Origin of the sequence: Brucella daejeonensis, assembly GCF_014199265.1 — a bacterium.
Classification (GTDB): Bacteria; Pseudomonadota; Alphaproteobacteria; order Rhizobiales; family Rhizobiaceae; genus Brucella; species Brucella daejeonensis.
On sequence record NZ_JACIJG010000001.1, the window covers coordinates 210,539 to 232,544 of the forward strand.

Consider the following 22,006-nt stretch of genomic DNA (forward strand, 5'->3'; position numbering starts at 1 on the left):
AATCGGGTTCTTTGCGGGGCTTTTCCAGCGAGACACCGGGGGCTGTCGAGATTTTGGTTATGACGAGCCGAAAATGGTGGGGTTTGAGAACCGGAGCGGAATGTACTTTTGGGTACATGAGCACCGGAAGCGAAAAACCGCGCCATTTGCAGGCCGTCAGAACCGAAATATCCCAGCCCCACTAGACGCGCATCGGCATGAGGACGTAGAGCACATCTTCATCGCCCGTGTCGCGCACCAGCGTCGGCGAACCGGCATCGGCCAGCATGAAGACGGCATCGGAGCCTGAAAGCTGGCTGGTGATGTCGAGCAGATATTTGGAGTTGAAACCGATATCCAGCGGGTCGGCATCGTAATCCGCCGCCAGTTCATCGGTTGCGCTGCCCGAATCGGGATTGTTGACGGTGAGCATGAGCTGACCGTCGGCAATCGAGAGCTTGACTGCACGGCCGCGCTCGCTCGAAATGGTCGAGACGCGATCCACGGAAGCGGCAAAGCTCTGGCGGTCGATGGTGAGCTTCTTGTCATTGCCAGACGGGATGACGCGCTGATAATCCGGGAAAGTGCCGTCGATCAGCTTGGACGTGAGCACGACCGAGCCGACCGTGAAGCGAATCTTGGCGTCCGAAAGCTCGACCGTCACGACCACATCCGGCACATCGACCAGTTTCTGCAATTCGGCGACCGTCTTTCGCGGAATGATGATGCCCGGCATACCTTCCGTGCCCGCCGGCGCTTCCAGTTCGGCGCGGGCCAGACGGTGACCATCGGTCGCGACCGCGCGTAGCTTCAGGGCGCCGTCGCTTTCGATGGCATGGAAGAAAATACCGTTCAGATAATAGCGGGTTTCTTCCGTCGAAATCGCAAATTGCGTGCGGTCGATGAGGCGCTTCAGCGCCTGCGCATCGATGCGGAAGGAATGAGTGAAGCTGCCCGCCGTCAGTTCCGGGAAATCGGACTGCGGCAGACATTGCAAACGGAACGAGGATTTGCCGGAAATGACCGACATGGAGCCGCCGTCCGGGTTGGTGGACAGCATGATTTCCGCACCGTCCGGCAGCTTGCGCACGATGTCATAAAGGAGATGGGCCGGGACCGTCGTGGCACCTGCCTGCTCCACCATCGCGGCGGTCGCTTCATTGACTTCGAGGTCGAGGTCGGTCGCCTTGAGCGCCAGGCTTCCGCCTTCGGCCTGGAGAAGCACGTTCGACAGAATCGGTATGGTGTTGCGGCGTTCCACGACGCGATGGACGTGGTTGAGAGATTTGAGAAGGTTCGATCGCTCTAGGGTAACACGCATGTTCAAACGCACTCGCTCGCTGGGACAGGGCGACTGCATCCGAGGGGCAGACGGCCCTAGTCGATAGGGCGCCGGAGGCGCCGGAAGGTCCGCTAAAGTGGCAGATTTTTAATGGGAAAAGCAAGCCCGCGCCGTGCCGCATGGTGTCATGGCGAGGGCTTTTTGTTGATAACCGCCGTTGATAGCGGGGAAGCTTCGCCGGTCAGGCGGCCTGATCGTTGATGAGGCGCTTCAAAAGTTCCAGTTCCTGCGCGAGCTTGGTGTCGGCGCCGACCAGATCCTCGATCTTGCGCACGGCATGGAGAACCGTGGTGTGATCGCGACCGCCGAAACGGCGACCGATTTCCGGCAGGGAACGCGGCGTCATCATCTTGGCGAGATACATCGCAACCTGACGCGGCTTGACGATGGTGCGCGTGCGGCGATTCGAGAGGAGGTCCTGCTTCGAAACGTTGTAATGGCGCGCCACGATGCGCTGGATTTCCTCGATGCGGATGCGCTTCGGCTCGCCGACCCGGGTCAGATGGCCGAGCAGTTCGTCGACGCGATCGATGGAGATGTTCGGCTCGAAGGACTGGCGGAACAGAAGCTGGTTGAAGGCGCCTTCCAGCTCGCGGCCCGATCCGGTGACCGTGCGGGCGACGTGGGAGAGAATCTCTTCACCAATATCGAGGCTCGGGTCCTCATGCTGCGCAACGCTCAGCCGGCGACGCAGCATTTCGACGCGCATATCGTAATCGGGAGCGGCCACTTCGAGCGCAACGCCACCCTGAAGGCGCGAGCGGACACGAACGTCGAGCGATTCCAGTTCCGACGGCGCGCGGTCGGCGGCGACCACGACCTGCTTGGCGCTGTCGAGCAGCGTGTTCAGGAGATGGCAGAACTCATGCTGGATCGACTTGCCCTGCAGGAACTGCATGTCGTCGATGACCAGAAGATCGATGTCGCGCAGCTGTTCCTTGAACGACAGCGCATTGTTGTCGCGAATGGCGGTTGCAAAACGCCACATGAAATATTCCGCCGTCAGATAGACGACGCGGGCCTTTTCCTGGCGCTGGAGCGCGGCGGCGGCAATAGCCTGCAGAAGATGCGTCTTGCCGAGGCCGACGGAGGCGTGGATGAAAAGCGGATTGAAGCGAACGGCGCTGGAACTGGCTTCCGCAATCGTGCGGGCTGCCGCAAGAGCGACCCGGTTCGAGGCGCCATCGACAAAGGTGTCGAACGTATAGCGCGGATCGAGCGGCGAGCCGAGGACGGAGCCGGAAGCGGCGGCCGATTCCGCGACAACGGCCGAACCGCGCTTTTCACCGCCCGCCATATTGCCAAAGGACTGGCTGCCAACGGACTGGCCGACCGGAAATACCGTCTTTTCGCGCATGGCAACCGCAGGCTTGGCTTCGGAAGCCTCGCTGTTTTCGGCAGGCGCCGCGCTGCGCACCACGCGGCTGACGCCACGGACCACGATCTCGACCTTGAGAATCTGCGGATTTTCTTCCTGCCACAGCTCGGTCAGGAGTTCGGAATAATGATTATTGATCCAGGAACGCAAAAATGCGGTCGGAACCGACAGGCGCACGATGCTCTTGGAAATATCATCGAGCTTCAACCGGCCGAACCAGCTCGAATAGATTTCGGTTCCAACGCGCGCCTTCAGCTTTGCCGTGAGGCGCTCGAAAACATCATCCCTCGCACCGGCATCCAGCTCGACCGGGCGCTTGTCATTGCCGCCAGCAGAAGACCCGTGGACACGGTTCGCATGCGCATCATCACCCATCGTTGCCGTCGATTTGCCGGTCATCATTGCCATCGTCTCGCCTGCCTTCACATTCGAACGCGCCATTTTTGGCGCTTGTCATTTTTTCCTGCCCGGAACCGCGGATCGTGACCCGTTCAGTCCGATAGGTACTCACTCACACTAGCTCCGGCGCACGGCGCGGAAGCTGAACACAAACTCAAACGGTCCCGTCAGGACCACACCCGGATACTCCTTCCCGGCGACCCTTTTACGACTCACAACACTTTTACCGGAGGCTGATTGCCCGGAACGAAACCTGTCACAACCATTCAATTGTCGGGGAGATGCCAAAAACGGCATTCCGGTTAATGAATGGTAAGCAATCAACCATGAGGAACCGCGGACCTTACGACCAGAATATAGCACTCGCGGGCAGTGATACCCACGTCAACAGTTTCGCCAATTGATGCTAACTCCGGGCCAGTGGCCCACCCCTCTTATGCCCTGACTTTAGCGAAGCCTCGCCGCAAAGAGCAAGCCTCGGAAAGCCACATTTTTCTGCCAAAGCCTCTTGCATGGGTCCTTGCGCCAAGCAGGGAATCGGATGCCAACGAAATAACACCTTTGGATTCAATGTGTTTTCATACCGCAATTTTTAGGTGGTCCTGATATGTTCTGCTTGAAAATAAATTTAAAAAAATTCCTTGACTCAATTCCCCTTCCGAGTCCCTAAACCGCCCTGTGGATAACAGTGGATAAAGCTCCGTAACCGTTTGAAAAGAGTAATCAAATCGAAACGGCCCGGAATTTCATCTTCCCATAACATCCCTCCAGGGCATTGAAAAATCCTTACAATTCAGGGATGAAACCGGGAAAATCGGCCTTTCGGAAAAGCGCAAAAACAGAAAACCCGGCTAACAATGAGCCGGGTTTCAAAACTGATCCAAAAATGGAACGGCTATCAGGCGCCGAGAGCCTTAACGCGCTTGGCAAGGCGCGAAACCTTGCGGGAAGCGGTGTTCTTGTGCATCACGCCCTTGGTGGCAGCGCGCATCAGTTCAGGCTCAGCGGCCTTGAACGCGACTTCCGCAGCCTGCTTGTCGCCGCTCGTGAGAGCTTCTTCCAGCTTGCGCACGAAGGTACGAACGCGCGAACGGCGGGACTTGTTGATTTCGGTGCGGGCAGCGATCTTGCGCACTGCCTTCTTGGCCGAAGGAGTATTGGCCATAAATGCCTCTCTTTTTTCTGTCAGCTAGCCAGGGCGCAAACCGCCGGCACAAAACCTCTAGGGCAGCCGAGAAAATTCCTTGAAATCCCTGGGGCCGCCGATCCGTGGCGGGCTTATAGAGCAGCTTTGCCCCGGCGTCAACGTGGATTCTGTACTGCCAGTGGTCCGGTTCCGGCATTTATTGCATCTTGCAGCCCGGTATGGCGGGGCTTTCGGCCGCTCGCCAACCGGTGAAGCCGTAACCGGCCGGCGCTGAAAGCCTCAGCGATTCTTGAAGGAAGGCGTGCGCTTGTCGATGAAGGCGGACATGCCTTCCTTCTGGTCCTCGGTCGCGAAAAGCGAATGGAACTCACGGCGCTCGAAGCGGAGCCCTTCGCCCAGCGTCATTTCGTAGGAGCGGTTGACCGCCTCCTTGACCATCAGGACCGATGGCCGCGAGAAGGAAGCAATGCGCTCGGCCACCTTGAGGGCTTCTTCCAGAAGCTCTTCCGGCGCCACGATGCGCGACACCAGACCGCTGCGTTCGGCTTCCTCGGCATCCATCATGCGACCCGTCAGGCACATATCCATGGCCTTCGACTTGCCGACATAGCGCGTCAGGCGCTGCGAACCGCCCATGCCCGGCATGACGCCGAGCGTGATTTCCGGCTGGCCGAACTTCGCGCTGCTCGCCGCAATGATGAAATCGCACATCATGGCAAGCTCGCAACCGCCACCGAGCGCGTAGCCGGACACGGCGGCGATGATCGGCTTGCGGATGCGATCCACCTTCTGCCAGTCGGCGAACATGTCCTGCAGATAGGCGTCGACGAAATCGACCGACTGCATTTCCTTGATGTCGGCACCGGCGGCAAAAGCCTTTTCCGAGCCGGTGAGCACCACGGCCCCGATCTTGCCGTCCGCGTCAAATACGGCAAGGGCTTCCGTCAGCTCGTCGAGAACCTTGCGGTTCAGGGCATTGAGCGCCTGAGGGCGATTGAGACGGACAAGGCCAACGCCGCCGCGCGTTTCGACGATGATCGTTTCATAGGCCATGGATTTCGTTCCTCCTTCATCAGACGATGCGGCGGCCGGGATATAGCCGCTTCACTTTTCCGAGCGGCAAGTTGGACCGCCAGCCATGCTTTTGCAAGGTCTCATCGCTGGCATGAGGCACAGTAAAAAGTCGAACGCCCCGACTGGACGACGCGTTCGATCGTGCCGCCGCAGGCGGGATTGCGGCATGGCTCGCCCTCGCGCCCATAAGCGGAAAAGGAATGCTGGAAATAACCGAGCGCGCCATCCGCCTGAATGTAGTCCTTCAGGCTGGAGCCGCCGGCGGCGATGGCTTCCGCGATCACCGTACGGATCGCGGTGGCCAGAAGCTCCAGCTTCTCGCCGTCCGTCGCAATCGAACCGGCGGCGCGCATCGGCGAAAGTCCGGCCCGCCACAGCGCCTCGCATACATATATATTGCCAAGCCCGGCGATCAGGCGCTGATCGAGCAGCGCTGCCTTGAGCGGCGTGCGGCGTCCCTCGAAGAGTTCCGCCAGGACGGAACCGGAAAGCATATTGCCGGTCGGCTCGATCCCAAGTCCCGCCAGCAGCGGGTGGCTGTCGAGTTCGCCCTCTTCCGCGAAGAGCATGAAGCCGAAGCGGCGCGGATCATTATAGATGACGCGTGCCGGCGATCCGTCCGCTCGCTGGAGATGAAACACGACATGATCGTGCGCGGTGAGCTTGGAACGTTCATGGTGGAAGACGCCCGGCGCGCCCTCGCCCGCTTCCGCTTCGATGCGGAAGGAGCCCGACATGCCAAGGTGGCCGATGACCGTCAATTCGTTGTCCAGATGAATCGTCAGATATTTCGCACGGCGTCCGAGCGCCGAAATGCGCCGCCCGGCGAGACGCTCCGCAAAACGGTCGGGAAAGGGAAAGCGCAGATCGGGACGACGCTGTTCGACCCGTTCGACGGTCGCACCTTCCATGACGGGCTGCAGACCGCGGCGAACCGTTTCGACCTCTGGTAATTCGGGCATTGAAAGCAAATCCTGAACACGAGCCGCTCGTCGGCTGTTTGGAATAGGTCCTTATATGTCCAGTTTTGCCCAAGATGCCAAGATGTCCGGTAAACCGCGAAACGCTTCATTAACCCTGATTGTTAAGGGGGCCACAATCCCTCCCCCCTATAATCAGGCGCATCCGAATTGAGAGCATCGCAAGAAACGGTGCCATCGGGACCGTGAGGAAATCCAATGCCGACATTGATGACGCGCTTCATGAAGAACAGAGCCGGTTCGACCGCCATCGAATTTGCCCTGATCGGGACGCTCGTATCCATCGCGATCATCAGCGGCGTCGCCCTTCTGGCCGGAGGCGTCGGCGACCGGTTCGGCGACGTGACGGCACGATACGAGCAGACAGCCAACCGCTGACCCGCAGAAAGCCTCCGTCCGATCAATAATCCGTCAACGGAGACGGTTGTCTCATAAAGCGATTGCAGTTTGTTTCCGAGCGGCAATAATCGCACCATCCGCTTGTTTTATGAGCCTCCGGCGAAATCAAGGCCGGAAGCCTGCCGGTCAGAAAGAGCATCATGTCTGTCGAACTTCTCTCCCGAAAATCCGAACAAAGCCGTCCGATCTGGTTCACGCCGAAGGGAAAGCTCAGCACATGCGGCCTCCCGGCCGAGGCTGTCGCCTGGGCGAAAGCCAACGGGTTCGACGGCGAGGCCGGGCGCATTCTGGTTCTCCCGGGTTCCGGCGGAACGGTTTCGGGCGCGCTTTTTGGAACCGGCGAGGAGGAAACGGGCACCCAGTCACAGCTTCTCGCGGGCAAGCTTGCCCGCGATCTGCCAGAGGGCGACTGGCACATCGAAGGCGCAACCGGCAATGCCACACTTGCCGCCCTGGGGTTCCTGATGGGCGGCTACGCCTTCACACGCTACCGCAAGGCCAATGGCAAGGCTCTGCGTCTGGCCCTGCCGGACGGCGTGGATGAAGCGGAAACCCGTCGCATCGCCGCCGCGGTGACGCTCACCCGCGATCTCATCAATACGCCCGCCAACGATATGGGACCGGACGCGCTCGAAAAGGCCGCTCGCGACCTGGCATCGCGCCACGATGCCGTGATCGGCGTCACCGAAGGCGACGCGCTGTTGCAGAAGAATTTCCCCATGATCCATGCCGTGGGGCGCGCAGGCGCGATTGCGCCGCGCCTGATCGACATCAATTGGGGCAAGGAAAACGATCCGAAGATAAGCCTTGTCGGCAAGGGCGTCTGCTTCGACACGGGCGGCCTCGATATCAAGCCCGCAAGCGGTATGCTGCTGATGAAAAAGGATATGGGCGGCGCGGCGAATGTGCTGGGCCTCGCCTCCATGATCATGGATGCGAAACTGCCGGTCCGGCTGCGCGTTCTCATTCCGGCGGTCGAGAACGCCATTGCCGGAAATGCCTTCCGTCCCGGCGATATCCTGAAAAGCCGCAAGGGGCTGACCGTCGAGATCGGCAATACCGATGCGGAAGGACGCCTGGTCCTTGCAGACGCGCTGGCGCTGGCCGACGAGGAAGAGCCGGAACTGCTCATCGACATGGCGACGCTGACGGGAGCCGCGCGCGTGGCGCTCGGCCCCGATCTGCCTCCCTTCTATACGCATGACGACCCGCTTGCCGCCGCTATTTCGCAGGCAGCGGAAGCAAACGCCGACCCGCTGTGGCGTATGCCCCTCTGGAAGCCCTACGCGCAGAAGCTCTCTTCACGCGTGGCCGACATCAACAATGTCACCACCGACGGTTTTGCCGGATCGGTAACGGCGGCGCTCTTTCTCCAGAAGTTCGTCGAAAAGGCAAAGGCATGGGCGCATTTCGACATTTTCGGCTGGGTGCCGGCCGAAAAGCCTGCCTCGCCGGTCGGCGGGGAAGCGCAGGCCATTCGCGCCCTTTACCAGCTTTTGAAGAAACGCTATCCGGCGCGCTGAATCCGCCCGAATCCGCTTGCCTGAAACGCCGAAAGCGGATTGAATAAAACGGCTCCGAAACAATCCTTATTTTGGTGGAACCGGATGCCGATCGATCTGAAGCCGTTGCAGGCGCTGACATTGCTGAGAACCCTGTCGCTGGAGCAGGTGCGCGACGAGATGCCCGATCTCACCACGCGACAGACAGCCATTCTCCTGACCATTTACCTGGAGCCCCCGCCGCATACCGTGCGGGGACTTGCAGCCAAACTGAACGTCACCAAGCCCGTGATCACCCGCGCGCTCGACACGATGGGCGCGCTCGACTTCGTCTCCCGGCATCGTGATGAAAAAGACCGGCGAAATGTGTTAGTAAAGAGAACGGTCGCCGGTGCGCTTTATGTCGAGAGACTGGGCGATCTGGTGATCGCCAAAGCCAGGGAGTTACCACTTTGACCATGCTCGACCGCCGCCTCAACGCCTATCGTCCCGACCTCGCCGATGAAAGGCTGAGCGGAAAGGTGGAAGCGGCGCGTTTCACTGCCGGAACGCCGATGCGGGTTTCAGCGTCCGTTCTCGATCTGCGCGCCGAACCGCGCATGGACAGCGGTCCGCAGACCCAGATCATCTTCGGCGACCCCGTGCGCGTTTTCGAGGAAATGGACGGCTGGTCCTGGGTTCAGGCCGAGCGCGACGGCTACACGGGTTATGTCTCCGCTTCCGCGCTGCAACGCCCGGCGGGCGAGGCGACGCATCTCATCGTCGTGCCACGCACCTTCATTTATCCCGGCCCCGATCTCCGCTTTCCACATACGATGGCGCTGTCGCTCGGTTCGCGTGTGCGCGTCGTCGGCGCGGCAGAGACGCGCGGCACGAAATATGCGCTTCTGGAAAATGGGGAGGCACTGATCGCAAGCCACCTTTCGCCGCTCGGCGAACATGCTTCCGACTATGTGAGCGTCGCGGAAACCCTGCTTCACACCCCCTATCTGTGGGGCGGCACGTCTGGCTTCGGCATCGACTGCTCCGGGCTGGTCCAGCTTGCCATGTGGGTGGCTGGACGTAAGGTGCTGCGCGATTCCGACATGCAGCAGAACACGCTTGGCGAAATCATCGAGCCGGATGCCGGTTATTCGAACCTGAAACGCGGCGATCTCATCTTCTGGAAGGGGCATGTCGCGATCTGCGCCTCGCCCGACATGCTGATCCATGCCAGTGGGCATACGATGACGGTGACGCTGGAGCCGCTTCGGGAGGCCATCAAGCGAATTGCCTATCTTTACGATCTGCCGACACTCATACGCAGGCCATGAATGCATCATGATCGCAAATGCATTGCTCCATGATCATCGAAAATGGACCTCAAAAGTGGCCTGATTAAAATCAACGCCTAAAGCGTGTTGCATTCAATCGCACTCAGGCAATACGCTTTAAGTCTTTGTTTTTACGCATGTCTTGAGCGGAAAACCGGTTCTCACTTTTCCGCGACATGCTTTAGACCCGGTTCGGCAGCACCCGGTCGGGCGGGCGATGCCCGTCGACAAAAGCCTTGATATTGATGATGACCTTGTCACCCATGTCGATGCGGCCTTCCATCGTCGCCGACCCCATATGCGGCAACAGGACGACCTTGCCCTTTTCAGCCAGCGAAAGAAGACGCGGATCGACCGCCGGTTCGTTCTCGAACACGTCCAGCCCGGCGCCTGCCAGCTTGCCCTGTTCGATCAGCTCGACCAGCGCGTTTTCATCGATGATCTGCCCGCGGGCCGTGTTGACCAGATAGGCCGTGGGCTGCATCAGCGCGATGCGGCGCGCCGACAGAAGATGAAACGTTGCGGGCGTCGAGGGACAGTTGACCGAGATGATGTCCATGCGGGCAAGCATCTGGTCGAGGCTGTCCCAATAGGTCGCTTCCAGTTCTTCCTCGACCTGCGGGTTGACGCGGTTGCGATTGTGATAGTGGATCGAAAGGCCGAAGGCCTTGGCCCGGCAGGCGACAGCCGTTCCGATGCGCCCCATGCCGACAATGCCGAGGCGCTTGCCCCAGATGCGGCGGCCCAGCATCCAGGTCGGCGACCAGCCCGGCCATTGCCCGCCGCGTGCATTGAGAATATTGGCGCCCTCGACCAGACGTCTCGGCACCGAAAGCAGGAGCGCCAGCGTCATGTCAGCGGTGTCCTCGGTCAGGACATTCGGCGTATTGGTGACGGTGATGCCGCTCTTCGCGGCGGCGGCGACATCGATATTGTCCACACCGTTGCCGAAATTCGCGATGAGCTTCAGGTTGGGACCGGCCTGCTCGATTGCGGCCGCATCGATGACGTCCGTGATGCAGGGCACCAGAACGTCAGCCTCTTTCATCGCGGCGATGATCTCGGGCTGGCTCATACGGTGGTCGTCTATGTTCAGACGTGCATCAAACAGTTCCCGCATCCGGGTTTCCACTGGGTCCGGCAATTTTCGCGTAAGAACGACCAGCGGTTTTTTCTTGTTCGACATCTCCACCCCATCGTTGAGCAAAGCCGTTGGACCGGCAGCCCGCATTGTAACCAAGCGGTGAGCAGCGCTCCAGCTATGTGTTTTTAGGCGCATCTTAGCCGAAAACCGTTTCACGCTTTTCGAGATGCGTTCCAACCGAGGCCCATGTTGAGACCTCCTTAACCAAGGCGGTGCAATATGGGATATTGCTTCGGCAGCCCATCTGTATCAAGGCGGGGCGGCAAAGACAAAGAAAAACAGGCCCCCTGAAATGCGTCGTGGAAAGACCGGATGGGTTTTCCCGAAAGGTGCATTTTAAATCAGACAGTTAGGTTCAGGACGGCCACGGCGCTTCACAGCCCTTCCGGCGGCTGCAGGCGCCAACGTACCGAAACGACAGGACGGCGAGAGGTCGCAGTTTGTACAGAGTGCTTTCGCAACGCTTTTTGATCGCCGTTTTCGGCTTTCTGGCATTTTTTCTTCTTCTGGCGCCGCTTGGCGCTTCCGGCCGACATGCCGCGAAGGCCGCCGCTCCCGCGGGGACCACGATCGGCGCAAGCGGACTACCGGTGCCGCGTTTCGTCAGCCTCAAACCGGCGCGCGTCAATCTGCGCATCGGTCCTGGCCGCGACTATGCGGTGTCGTGGCTGTTCATGAAGGCCGGCTTGCCGGTCGAGATCATCCAGGAATATGACAACTGGCGCCGCATACGCGATGCGGACGGCACGGAAGGCTGGGTCTACCAATCGCTCCTTTCCGGCAAGCGGACCGCAATCACCGCTCCGTGGTTGAAGGACAATCAGGGCGCAATGATCAATATGCGCAGCGACGCCAGCGATACGGCGGGGCTCGTCGCCGAAGTCGAACCGGGTGTCGTCGGCACGGTGCGCGAATGCAATGGCCAGTGGTGCCGGATGGATATGGGCGGCGCACGCGGCTGGATAAAGCAATCGGAATTGTGGGGCGTCTATCCCGGCGAGGTCTTCGACTGACCGATGGCTGAAGCTCGACTTTGGCCCGGATATTTATTTATTGCATCTCGATGAAACTATGAAAACGATGAGGAAAGCGGGGCGAAATTGCCCCGCTTTCTGCATGTTGGGTCGTATTAACGAATTGGAATGCGCCGTTTACCAGGCGGAGATCACCGATCCCTTGAAAGTGGCATCGATGAATTCCTTCACTTCGGCGCTGTGATAGGACGAGATCAGCGTCTTCACCCAATCGGCGTCCTTGTCGGCGGTGCGCACGGCGAGAATATTGATATAGGGTGCCTTTTCGCCCTCGCGCGCCAGCGGGTCCGTTGCCGGATTGAGCCCGGCTTCCATCGCGTAGTTGGTGTTGATGACGGCAGCATCGACATCTTCCATCGAACGCGGAAGCTGCGCGGCGTCAAGCTCGACGAATTTGAGGTTCTTCGGATTTTCAACGATGTCGAGCGCGCTGACCTTCAGCCCCTTGGACGGATCGACCTTGATAATGCCGTTCTCGGCGAGGACGAGCAGGGCGCGTCCGCCATTGGTCGGATCGTTGGGGATGGCAATGGTCGTGCCATCGGCCAACTCGGAAATGTCCTTCAGCTTCTTCGAATAGATTCCCATCGGGAAGTTGACCGTTTCCGCAACGCTTATAATATCGAATTTCCGGTCTGCGACCTGATTGTCGAGATAGGGCTTGTGCTGGAAGGAATTCGCCTCAAGCGCGCCATCGGCAAGCGCCATGTTCGGAATGACATAGTCCGAAAATTCCTGAATATCGATCTCAAGACCATTTTTCGCGGCGACTTCCTTCACCTTCTCCATGATCTGGGCGTGCGGCCCCGGCGTGACGCCGACCCGGACCGTTTTCGCAAGGGCGCTGCCGGCGGTGCAAAGCGCGAAAATGGTCGCGGCGACAAGTAGTTTACGCATGATATCTCCTTTGAAGTCTGCCCCGGCAATCTGGCGAGATGCCCCGAAGCTGTTCCAGCCGATATGGAATCACCGGAACCAATCCATCCGTTTTAAACATTATTTCACGCAAAACAGCCGGACACTATTGGCCGAAATGCTCTATTCAGCCGGAAATGCAGAAAACACTTCCCTTGCGGCACAAGTTCAAAATCGGAAGCCAGTTCGCAACCTGTTCCAAAGCGACACAAATTTCGGCTTCACCACGTTCGCGTGCTGTGACAGGCACAAAAAAAAGCGGCCATAGCCGCTTTCTTTCCGATTGGCTCTAAGCGTGTCGCGTTCAATCATATTCAGGCATATTCAGGCGGCACACTTTCGGGAGACTTTAGCGCCCCTTGCGGCGCAAGCGGACGATGATGTCCACGTTGACGATCTCCATGCCTTCCGGCGCGTCCGGCATGTTGGCGACCGTCGGCTGGCCATGTTCGCCATGCGGAATGTCGAACACCACATTTTCCCCTTCGAGGAAGAAATGCTGGTGATCCGAAATATTCGTGTCGAAATAGGTCTTGGAGCCTTCAACCGCGATGATGCGCAGCATTCCGGCTTCCGTGAACTGGTGCAGCGTGTTGTACACGGTGGCGAGCGATACCGGCACGTTGGCCATGACAGCTTCTTCGTGGAGGTCTTCGGCCGACAGATGGCGATCCCCCTGGGCGAAGATCAGGCTCGCAAGCGCAACGCGCTGGCGCGTGGGGCGCAGGCCCGCATGGCGAAGCTGCTCTTCCAGCGAGACCGTCGAGTGGGTATGTGAAGACTGCATATTCACCGTTGGTTCCGTCACAAGCTCGTAGCAAAATCATCAAACGTCAAACGGGCTGTTGCCCATTGCATACTGACATTGATATATGCCGTTGCGAAATAACTATCAATAGCCTTGGGAATTGCCCGCTTTTTCGGGTAAACCCCAGCTAAACCCATTACATGATTTTACTGCCGGAAACAGTCTGTGGTAGGGATGTTCCGGTGAAACCTACAACGGGCCGGTTGCCGGTCGATAGAGAATAAACCTCAAGGGAGGCGAAATGGCAGAACAGAAATCGAGCTACGGGTATGAAGAACTCCTGGCCTGCGGGCGTGGCGAGATGTTCGGTCCGGGCAATGCTCAGCTTCCCCTGCCGCCCATGCTGATGGTCCACCGCATTACCGAGATTTCGGAAACCGGCGGTGCTTTCGACAAAGGCTATATCCGCGCCGAATATGACGTGAAGCCCGACGACTGGTATTTTCCCTGCCATTTCCTGGGCAATCCGATCATGCCCGGCTGTCTCGGTCTCGACGGCATGTGGCAATTGACGGGCTTTTTCCTCGGCTGGCTCGGTGAACCGGGCCGCGGCATGGCTCTCTCGACCGGCGAAGTGAAGTTCAAGGGCATGGTGCGTCCGCATACCAAGCTTCTGCAATATGGCATCGACTTCAAGCGCGTCATGCGCGGCCGCCTCGTGCTCGGTACGGCGGATGGCTGGCTGAAGGCGGACGGCGAAGAAATCTACCGGGCAACCGACCTGCGCGTCGGCCTGTCCAAGGACAGCGAATCCAAGTAAGTCGGAAAGCCACCATTATCAGCGGATAGCTGACAGTTTCGAAGGGCGCGGCTGCGGAAAAATGAACAGTTTTCATGCCGCCGCGCTCAAAACATGCGAAGATCGCACCTATGTAACCGTGAACGGGCGGCAGCTTGCAGCATGAGCGCGCCGCTCACGGCACAGGTGTAAAGGAGAACGCGATGCGGCGTGTGGTCGTAACGGGTATGGGGATCGTATCCTCGATTGGTAACAACACCGAAGAAGTCACGACTTCGCTGCGCGAGGCCAGATCCGGTATTTCCCGCGCCGAGGAGTATGCGGAACTGGGTTTCCGTTGTCAGGTGCACGGTGCGCCGAAAATCGACGTTGAAGCGCTGGTAGACCGTCGCGCCATGCGTTTCCATGGTCGCGGGACGGCGTGGAACCACGTCGCCATGGACCAGGCGATTGCGGATGCGGGACTTTCGGAAGAGGAAGTCTCCAACGACCGCACCGGCATCATCATGGGATCGGGCGGGCCTTCGACCCGCACCATCGCCGATTCCGCCGATATCACCCGTGAGAAAGGCCCCAAGCGCGTCGGCCCCTTCGCCGTTCCGAAAGCCATGAGTTCGACCGCTTCGGCGACGCTTGCCACCTTCTTCAAGATCAAGGGCATCAACTATTCGATCTCGTCGGCCTGCGCGACCTCGAACCATTGCATCGGCAATGCCTTCGAGATGATCCAGTACGGCAAGCAGGACCGCATGTTCGCGGGCGGCTGCGAGGACCTCGACTGGACGCTTTCGGTGCTCTTCGACGCCATGGGAGCTATGTCCTCCAAATATAACGACACGCCCTCCACCGCTTCGCGCGCCTATGACAAGAACCGCGACGGCTTTGTGATCGCGGGCGGCGCCGGCGTTCTGGTGCTGGAAGACCTCGAAACCGCGCTCGCGCGCGGCGCCAAGATCTATGGTGAAATCGTCGGTTACGGCGCGACTTCGGACGGCTACGACATGGTTGCTCCTTCCGGCGAAGGCGCGATCCGCTGCATGAAGATGGCGCTTTCGACCGTCAAGACCAAGATCGACTACATCAACCCGCACGCTACATCGACACCTGCCGGTGATGCGCCGGAAATCGAGGCCATCCGCCAGATTTTCGGATCCGGCGACGCCTGCCCGCCGATTGCCGCCACCAAGTCGCTGACCGGCCATTCGCTGGGTGCAACCGGCGTACAGGAGGCGATCTATTCGCTCCTGATGATGCACAACAATTTCATCTGCGAAAGCGCGCATATCGAAGAACTGGACCCCGCCTTCGCGGACATGCCAATCGTGCGCAAGCGCATCGACAATGCTCAGCTCAACACCGTGCTCTCCAATTCCTTCGGGTTTGGCGGCACCAATGCGACGCTGGTGTTCCAGCGTTACCAGAGCTGACGGAGAGGGACATATGGAAGGTTTGATGAAGGGAAAACGCGGCCTGATCATGGGGGTCGCGAATAATCATTCTCTCGCCTGGGGAATTTCAAAACAACTTGCAGCGCAGGGCGCGGAACTGGCCTTCACCTATCAGGGCGATGCACTCGGCAAGCGCGTGAAGCCGCTCGCCGAACAGGTCGGCTCGGACTTCGTGCTGCCCTGCGATGTGGAAGACATCGCCACCGTCGATGCGGTTTTTGCGGAAATCGAGAAAAAGTGGGGCAAGCTCGATTTCATCGTTCACGCCATCGGCTTTTCCGACAAGACGGAACTGAAGGGCCGTTACGCCGATGTCACCACGCGGGAAAATTTCAGCCGCACCATGGTGATCTCCGCCTATTCCTTCACGGAAGTCGCGCAGCGCGCCGAAAAGCTCATGAAGGACGGCGGCTCGATCCTGACGCTGACCTATGGCGGCTCGACCCGCACGATTCCGAACTACAATGTCATGGGCGTCGCCAAAGCGGCTCTTGAGGCCATGGTGCGTTATCTGGCCGCCGATTACGGCCCGCAGAACATCCGCGTCAACGCGATCTCGGCTGGTCCCGTGCGCACGCTGGCCGGCGCCGGCATTGGCGATGCACGCGCCATCTTCAGCTATCAGCGCCGCAATTCGCCGCTGCGCCGCACCGTCGATATCGATGATGTCGGCAAATCGGCCGTCTATCTTCTGTCCGATCTGTCGAGCGGTGTGACCGGCGAAATCCATTATGTGGATTCGGGCTACAACATCGTCTCCATGCCGACGCTGGACGAGTTGAAAAGCTCGGATGCAGAACGCGGCGAATAAGCCGAACGACATATAAAAAAGCCGCCCTCAGAGGCGGCTTTTTTGTTTCACTTCTTGGCGTCGAAAACCTTGAAACCGTCGGCTTCCGCCAGAGGCGTCACCGTCTTGAACAGACCTTTCAGCGTCGTCTCGTAAGGCAATTGCCGATTGGCGACCATCAACAGCCGTCCGCCCGGTTTGAGGCGTGAAGCGGCAGCCGCGATAAAGCTTTGGCCCAGCGACACATCCGTCACGCGGCCCTCATGGAATGGCGGGTTCATGATGACCGTGTCATAAATGCCCGGCAGTTTTTCGCTCGTCACATCGAACCAGTTGAAGCCAAGCGGCACGGATGCGCCAAGGCGCTCCAGATTGCCGCGCGCGGCTTCCAGCGCTTCGTAATCGGCCTCGAAAAGATCGATTGCCTTGATGCGGTCGGCATATTTGAGGCATTGCGCCGCCAGATAGCCCCAGCCCGCGCCAAGATCGGCGACATGACCGAACACGATCTTTTCCATATGTTCCGCCAGAAGCGCCGATCCCTTGTCGATGGCTCCATGCGAAAACATGCCGGGCTCGGTGCGGAACACATCGTCAATCGCGCTTTCGCCCGGACGTAAGCCCGCAATGAAGGCATCGTCCAGATCGGCGGGGCGTTGCAGCCAGAAGGCTACCGCGTGGTTCTTCGACATGCGATCGCTGATTTCGGTAATATTGGCGACCCATTTGCGGAAACTATCGACGCCGAGCTTCTTGTCGCCCGACACGACGATCCACCCACCCGGCTCAACCCGCGCCAGAAGCTCGGAAAACCATGCCTCGTTGCGTCCGCGATGTTTTCCGAGCACCAGTAGCCCGCCGGAGAAACGGCCGTCTGCGGCCAATCTCGGCACGGTGCGGAAACCTTCCTTTTCAAGCGCCAGCCAGTCGGGACGCCACGGTTGCAGGCAGGTCAGTGCCTGCTTCCATTCCGGCTCCAGAAGCCGGTCAGCGGAAAGGCCGCAGGCGAGGAAAGATTGTCCTTCTTCGGGCATATCCAGAATGCCCTGATCGAAGGGGAGAAAAAGAGTTTTTTGCGCCGGTGTCATCATGGGCACCATCCATGGTCCCGAAACCTTCCATGCGCAACAAAAAAGCGCGCCATGAAGGCGCGCTTTCCCATAAGTCCGAAGGAACCGAGCTTATTCAGCGTCAGCTTCTTCCTTCTTCTTTTCGGCAACGATTTCCTTGCCGGTTTCCTGATCGACGACTTTCATCGACAGGCGAACCTTGCCGCGTTCATCGAAGCCCATCAGCTTGACCCAGACCTTCTGGCCTTCCTTGACCACATCGGTGGTCTTGGCAACGCGGTCGGCGGCGAGCTGCGAGATGTGAACCAGACCGTCACGCGGGCCGAAGAAGTTCACGAAAGCGCCGAAGTCGGCAGTCTTGACGACCGTGCCTTCGTAGATTTCGCCGACTTCCGGCTCAGCCACGATGGAATGGATCCACTTCTTGGCGGCTTCGATTTCCTTGCCGTTGGACGAAGCGATCTTCACCGTGCCATCGTCCTCGATGTTGATCTTGGCGCCGGTCTTTTCCACGATTTCGCGGATAACCTTGCCGCCGGAACCGATCACGTCGCGGATCTTGTCGGTCGGAATGTTCATGACTTCGATGCGCGGAGCGAATTCGCCCAGCTCGTCACGCGACGAAGAAAGGGCCTGGGCCATTTCGCCGAGGATATGGATGCGTCCGCCCTTGGCCTGCTCCAGAGCGACCTTCATGATCTCTTCGGTGATACCGTCGATCTTGATGTCCATCTGCAACGAGGTGATGCCGTTTTCCGTACCGGCCACCTTGAAATCCATGTCGCCGAGGTGATCCTCGTCGCCAAGAATGTCGGACAGAACGGCGAAACGCTCGCCTTCCTTGATCAGGCCCATGGCGATACCGGCAACGGGACGTGCCAGCGGAACGCCTGCATCCATCAGCGCCAGCGAAGTGCCGCAGACGGTTGCCATCGAGGACGAACCGTTCGATTCGGTGATCTCGGATACGGCGCGGATCGTGTAGGGGAACTGCTCGGCGGCAGGCAGCATCGGATGGATGGCGCGCCATGCCAGCTTGCCGTGACCGATTTCACGACGGCCCGGCGAACCCATGCGGCCCGTTTCACCAACCGAATAGGGCGGGAAGTTGTAGTGCAGCATGAAGGGCTGCTTGTAGGTGCCCGTCAGCGCGTCAATCATCTGTTCGTCTTCGCCGGTGCCGAGCGTGGCGACGACGATGGCCTGCGTTTCACCGCGGGTGAACAGGGCCGAGCCGTGGGTGCGCGGCAGAAGGCCGACTTCCGAAACGATCGGACGAACGGTCTTCAGATCGCGACCGTCGATGCGGTTGCCGGTGTCGAGAATGTTCCAGCGAACGATCTTGGCCTGCAGATGCTTGAAGACGGTGCCGAACTGCTCGCCCGAAAACTCAGGCTCTTCCACACCTTCGGGGAAGAAATGCGCCTTGGCCTTCGCCTTGGCGGCGTCAACGGCGGCATAACGGGCCTGCTTTTCGGTGATCTTGTAAGCGTCGCGCAGGTCGCCTTCGACAACGGCCAGCATCTTGGCTTCGAGGTCCGACAGGTCTTCCGGCAGGAAGTCGCGCGGCTCCTTGGCAGCAACTTCCGCGAGCTTGATGATCGCGTCGATCACCGGCTGGAAGCCCTTATGGCCGAACATGACAGCGCCGAGCATGACGTCTTCCGGCAGTTCCTGTGCTTCGGATTCAACCATCAGCACGGCTTCCGACGTACCGGCGACAACCAGGTCGAGCTTCGATTCCGGCATTTCGTCGATATTCGGGTTCAGCACATATTCGCCGTCGATGTAGCCGACGCGCGCGCCGCCGATCGGCCCCATGAAGGGAACGCCCGAAATGGTAAGCGCTGCGGAAGCGGCAACCATCGACAGAACGTCGGGGTCGTTTTCCAGATCGTGCTGGACGACAGTGATCACGACCTGCGTGTCGTTCTTGTAGCCATCGACGAAGAGCGGACGGATCGGACGGTCGATCAGGCGCGAAACCAGCGTTTCGTTTTCGCTCGGACGGCCTTCACGCTTGAAGTAACCACCGGGAATCTTGCCGGCGGCATAGGTCTTTTCCTGGTAGTTGACGGTCAGCGGAAAGAAATCCTGACCGGGCTTGGGTTCCTTGGCAGAAACGACAGTCGCCAGAACGATGGTTTCGCCATAGGTTGCCAGAACCGCGCCGTCAGCCTGACGCGCGATCTTGCCGGTTTCGAGCGTGAGCGGACGTCCGCCCCATTCGATTTCCACTTTGTGGGTATTGAACATATCTTGTCCTCATAAGGAGCCGCCGCGCAAATGCGCTCGGGCGGTATCCTGGTTGGCGAACTGGCCACGGGCAAGACAACGGGAAGTTCGCTTTTCCTGGGCACGATCTTATCCGAAAAGTCTGCAACTTTTCCGGATCATGCCCTGGCACGAACTGCCTGCAATCCTGCCCCATGACGGGTCCATATCATGAGCCTCTTCGGCTCCCTGGCACCCGATCCGGCTTTTCCTGCCGGAACGAGACAAAGGGCAAAAGCCCTATTCAAAAACCAAACGGGCGACGTTTTGAGGCGTCGCCCGATCAAACCTTAGCGGCGCAGGCCGAGACGGCTGATCAGCGCCTGGTAACGCGCATGGTCGATGCCCTTGACATAGTCAAGCAGACGACGACGCTGCGAAACCAGCTTCAGAAGGCCGCGACGCGAATGATTGTCATTCTTGTGGCCCTTGAAGTGTTCGGTGAGGTTGGCGATACGCTCGGAAAGAACGGCAACCTGTACTTCAGGAGAACCGGTGTCGCCTTCCTTGGTGGCGTATTCCTTGATAAGTGCTTGCTTGCGCTCAGCAGTAATCGACATCGTAACACCCTTTCTAGATGAGAGGAAAACCAGACGCCCGGGCCGGGATGTCGTCCAGCGCGGGCCATTTCAACGATCGAACCTGCATATCTGCATGATCGCTGCTGGGCCATATAGTGCAAAAATGGCCCAAATACCAGCGCGAAATGATCCGGCCCTGTTTCAGCTCCGCTCAACCCGCCGTGAAAACCCGTTTCGGCTTGAACTGCCCGTGCTCGACATAGCCGATGGCAAGCAGCTTGCCGCGAGACGTCGCACAAGCCTCATCCGCCTCAAGCGGCGCATCGCGACCGCGCAGGATCACCGGATTGCCCAGACGGACACGCTGGGCCTGATCCTCGCTCAAGGGCACCTGTGGCAGGCAATCAAGCGCGGCGCCCGTATCGATCACCAGCGCATCAAGCCCGGAAAAATCGCGGCGTGACGCGGGTTCGACGATATTGCCGTCTTCGTCCTTGGGCGGAAGCGGCGGCCACACGGCTTCCATCTCGGCAAGCGTCACGAAATCTTCCTCGGTGAACGGGGCAACCTCAATACGGCGCAGTTCCGAAATATGGCCGAAACAGCCAAGATCGCGCCCCATATCGCGGGCGAGCGAGCGCACATAGGTGCCCTTGGAGCATTCGACCTCGAATTCCGTGCGATTCTCGTCCGGGAAAGCCACGATCTCCAGACGGTCGATCTCGACTTCACGCGCCGGGATTTCCACGACCTCGCCTTCACGCGCCAGATCGTAGGCGCGCTCGCCGTCGATCTTGATCGCCGAAAACTGCGGCGGAATCTGCGAAATCACGCCGGTATAATTGGGCAAAAGCGCCTCGACATCGGCCTGCGACGGGCGCTTGTCGGAAGTCTTTGTCGGCTGGCCTTCCAGATCGTCGGTGGAACGTTCCTCGCCCCAGGTCACCGTGAAACGGTAGACCTTGGTGCCGTCCATCACATAAGGCACGGTCTTGGTGGCTTCACCGAGCGCGATCGGCAACATGCCGGAAGCCAGCGGATCGAGCGTACCGGCATGTCCCGCCTTTTCGGCATTGAACAGCCACTTGATCTTCGAGACCGCTTCGGTCGAACCCATCCCCTTCGGCTTGTCGAAAATGACCCAGCCGGATACCGGACGACCTTTTTTCTTGCCTCGTCTTGCCATGCTTTATTCGTCTCCATTGCGGGAGGTTTCATCCTCACCGTCCTTGTCATCATCATGCACGAGATCGCGCGCCACTTCCGGCGAACGCAGGAGAGCGTCGATCCTGGAAAAATTGTCAAAGCTTGTGTCGGAGCGGAAACGGAACTCCGGCATATATTTCATCTGGCCGAGAACCGGTGCCATGCGACCGCGAATGAATTTCGCGTTTGCCGCCAGGGCCTTGACCACGGCTTGCGGATCCGTGTCGCCAAGCGGAGCGATGAAGCAGGTCGCGATCTTCAGATCCGGCGACATGCGCACTTCCGAAACGGAAATGACGGTGTGCGTCAGCAGATCGTCGCGGATTTCGCCGCGCTGGAGCAACTGCGCCAAAGCGTGACGCACCTGTTCGCCGACGCGAAGCTGGCGTTGGGAAAGGCCGCCTGAGCCTTTCGTGTCATGTGAACGTGCCATGATCATATCCCGATAGGCGACACCAGAACCGGGCGTTTTGACAACACCCGGAAATAGAGCCCAAATTGAAAATTACAGTCTACCACGATCCAGACGGGAGTCAGACCCTCG

21 protein-coding genes are annotated in these 22,006 nt (G+C 59.3%); 8 read left to right on the forward strand and 13 right to left on the reverse strand.

Annotated features, from left to right (window positions below; translation table 11 throughout):
- Positions 1-181 precede the first annotated feature (181 nt).
- The 5 genes from dnaN to mutM form a co-directional block, all read right to left on the reverse strand.
- Complete coding sequence (dnaN, locus tag FHS76_RS00975; protein WP_183646736.1) at positions 182-1,300, reverse strand: DNA polymerase III subunit beta; 1,119 nt, start codon at positions 1,298-1,300, stop codon at positions 182-184.
- 202 nt (positions 1,301-1,502) lie between these two features.
- A complete protein-coding gene (gene dnaA, locus FHS76_RS00980) occupies positions 1,503-3,101 on the reverse strand; it encodes a chromosomal replication initiator protein DnaA (protein WP_374828576.1) in 1,599 nt (532 codons plus the stop codon).
- 895 nt (positions 3,102-3,996) lie between these two features.
- Entirely contained in the window at positions 3,997-4,263 is a 267-nt protein-coding gene (gene rpsT, locus FHS76_RS00985; protein WP_183646742.1) for a 30S ribosomal protein S20, read from the reverse strand.
- 261 nt (positions 4,264-4,524) lie between these two features.
- Positions 4,525-5,298 carry an enoyl-CoA hydratase gene (locus FHS76_RS00990; RefSeq protein ID WP_183646745.1) on the reverse strand — a complete coding sequence of 258 codons (774 nt, stop codon included), beginning with the start codon at positions 5,296-5,298 and terminating at the stop codon, positions 4,525-4,527.
- Positions 5,299-5,399: 101 nt separating this feature from the next.
- Positions 5,400-6,281, reverse strand: a complete 882-nt coding sequence (mutM, locus tag FHS76_RS00995) for a bifunctional DNA-formamidopyrimidine glycosylase/DNA-(apurinic or apyrimidinic site) lyase (protein WP_183646748.1) — start codon at positions 6,279-6,281, stop codon at positions 5,400-5,402.
- Between the two features lie 216 nt (positions 6,282-6,497).
- Between mutM and FHS76_RS01000 the strand changes: the two genes are divergently transcribed.
- The 4 genes from FHS76_RS01000 to FHS76_RS01015 all read left to right on the forward strand — a co-directional run bounded on the left by FHS76_RS01000 (position 6,498) and on the right by FHS76_RS01015 (position 9,513).
- Positions 6,498-6,677, forward strand: coding sequence for a Flp family type IVb pilin (locus tag FHS76_RS01000; RefSeq protein WP_183646751.1), 180 nt, complete (start codon positions 6,498-6,500; stop codon positions 6,675-6,677).
- 161 nt (positions 6,678-6,838) lie between these two features.
- Positions 6,839-8,221: a leucyl aminopeptidase family protein gene (locus FHS76_RS01005; protein WP_183646754.1), complete on the forward strand. Its 1,383-nt coding sequence runs from the start codon at positions 6,839-6,841 to the stop codon at positions 8,219-8,221.
- A gap of 84 nt (positions 8,222-8,305) precedes the next feature.
- The gene (locus tag FHS76_RS01010; RefSeq protein WP_183646757.1) at positions 8,306-8,656 is read left to right on the forward strand and encodes a MarR family transcriptional regulator; all 351 of its coding nucleotides are present in this window, start codon (positions 8,306-8,308) and stop codon (positions 8,654-8,656) included.
- A gap of 2 nt (positions 8,657-8,658) precedes the next feature.
- Positions 8,659-9,513, forward strand: a complete 855-nt coding sequence (locus FHS76_RS01015) for a C40 family peptidase (protein ID WP_183646760.1) — start codon at positions 8,659-8,661, stop codon at positions 9,511-9,513.
- Between the two features lie 181 nt (positions 9,514-9,694).
- Here FHS76_RS01015 and FHS76_RS01020 read toward each other — a convergent pair whose 3' ends face one another.
- Entirely contained in the window at positions 9,695-10,699 is a 1,005-nt protein-coding gene (locus FHS76_RS01020; RefSeq protein ID WP_183646763.1) for a 2-hydroxyacid dehydrogenase, read from the reverse strand.
- A 398-nt stretch (positions 10,700-11,097) separates the two neighbouring features.
- Between FHS76_RS01020 and FHS76_RS01025 the strand changes: the two genes are divergently transcribed.
- A complete protein-coding gene (locus FHS76_RS01025; RefSeq protein WP_183646766.1) occupies positions 11,098-11,670 on the forward strand; it encodes an SH3 domain-containing protein in 573 nt (190 codons plus the stop codon).
- 138 nt (positions 11,671-11,808) lie between these two features.
- Here FHS76_RS01025 and FHS76_RS01030 read toward each other — a convergent pair whose 3' ends face one another.
- Positions 11,809-12,588, reverse strand: coding sequence for a MetQ/NlpA family ABC transporter substrate-binding protein (locus FHS76_RS01030; RefSeq protein WP_183646769.1), 780 nt, complete (start codon positions 12,586-12,588; stop codon positions 11,809-11,811).
- Positions 12,589-12,955: 367 nt separating this feature from the next.
- Complete coding sequence (gene irrA / locus FHS76_RS01035) at positions 12,956-13,393, reverse strand: iron response transcriptional regulator IrrA (protein ID WP_183646772.1); 438 nt, start codon at positions 13,391-13,393, stop codon at positions 12,956-12,958.
- Between the two features lie 262 nt (positions 13,394-13,655).
- Here irrA and fabA point away from each other — a divergent pair, with 262 nt between their 5' ends.
- The 3 genes from fabA to fabI all read left to right on the forward strand — a co-directional run bounded on the left by fabA (position 13,656) and on the right by fabI (position 16,412).
- Positions 13,656-14,174 (forward strand): 3-hydroxyacyl-[acyl-carrier-protein] dehydratase FabA, encoded by a 519-nt coding sequence (gene fabA, locus FHS76_RS01040; protein ID WP_183646775.1) that lies wholly within the window; start codon positions 13,656-13,658, stop codon positions 14,172-14,174.
- A 182-nt stretch (positions 14,175-14,356) separates the two neighbouring features.
- Positions 14,357-15,580: a beta-ketoacyl-ACP synthase I gene (gene fabB / locus FHS76_RS01045; protein ID WP_183646778.1), complete on the forward strand. Its 1,224-nt coding sequence runs from the start codon at positions 14,357-14,359 to the stop codon at positions 15,578-15,580.
- A gap of 13 nt (positions 15,581-15,593) precedes the next feature.
- On the forward strand, positions 15,594-16,412 hold the full coding sequence (gene fabI, locus FHS76_RS01050) for an enoyl-ACP reductase FabI (protein WP_183646781.1): 819 nt from the start codon (positions 15,594-15,596) through the stop codon (positions 16,410-16,412).
- Positions 16,413-16,459: 47 nt separating this feature from the next.
- Here fabI and FHS76_RS01055 read toward each other — a convergent pair whose 3' ends face one another.
- The 5 genes from FHS76_RS01055 to rbfA all read right to left on the reverse strand — a co-directional run bounded on the left by FHS76_RS01055 (position 16,460) and on the right by rbfA (position 21,895).
- Positions 16,460-17,482, reverse strand: a complete 1,023-nt coding sequence (locus tag FHS76_RS01055; RefSeq protein WP_183646784.1) for a class I SAM-dependent methyltransferase — start codon at positions 17,480-17,482, stop codon at positions 16,460-16,462.
- Positions 17,483-17,572: 90 nt separating this feature from the next.
- Positions 17,573-19,717, reverse strand: coding sequence for a polyribonucleotide nucleotidyltransferase (gene pnp / locus FHS76_RS01060; RefSeq protein WP_183646787.1), 2,145 nt, complete (start codon positions 19,715-19,717; stop codon positions 17,573-17,575).
- Positions 19,718-20,025: 308 nt separating this feature from the next.
- A complete protein-coding gene (rpsO, locus tag FHS76_RS01065; RefSeq protein ID WP_183646790.1) occupies positions 20,026-20,295 on the reverse strand; it encodes a 30S ribosomal protein S15 in 270 nt (89 codons plus the stop codon).
- Positions 20,296-20,467: 172 nt separating this feature from the next.
- The gene (gene truB / locus FHS76_RS01070; RefSeq protein WP_183646793.1) at positions 20,468-21,442 is read right to left on the reverse strand and encodes a tRNA pseudouridine(55) synthase TruB; all 975 of its coding nucleotides are present in this window, start codon (positions 21,440-21,442) and stop codon (positions 20,468-20,470) included.
- A 3-nt stretch (positions 21,443-21,445) separates the two neighbouring features.
- Positions 21,446-21,895, reverse strand: a complete 450-nt coding sequence (rbfA, locus tag FHS76_RS01075) for a 30S ribosome-binding factor RbfA (RefSeq protein ID WP_183646796.1) — start codon at positions 21,893-21,895, stop codon at positions 21,446-21,448.
- Positions 21,896-22,006 lie beyond the last annotated feature (111 nt).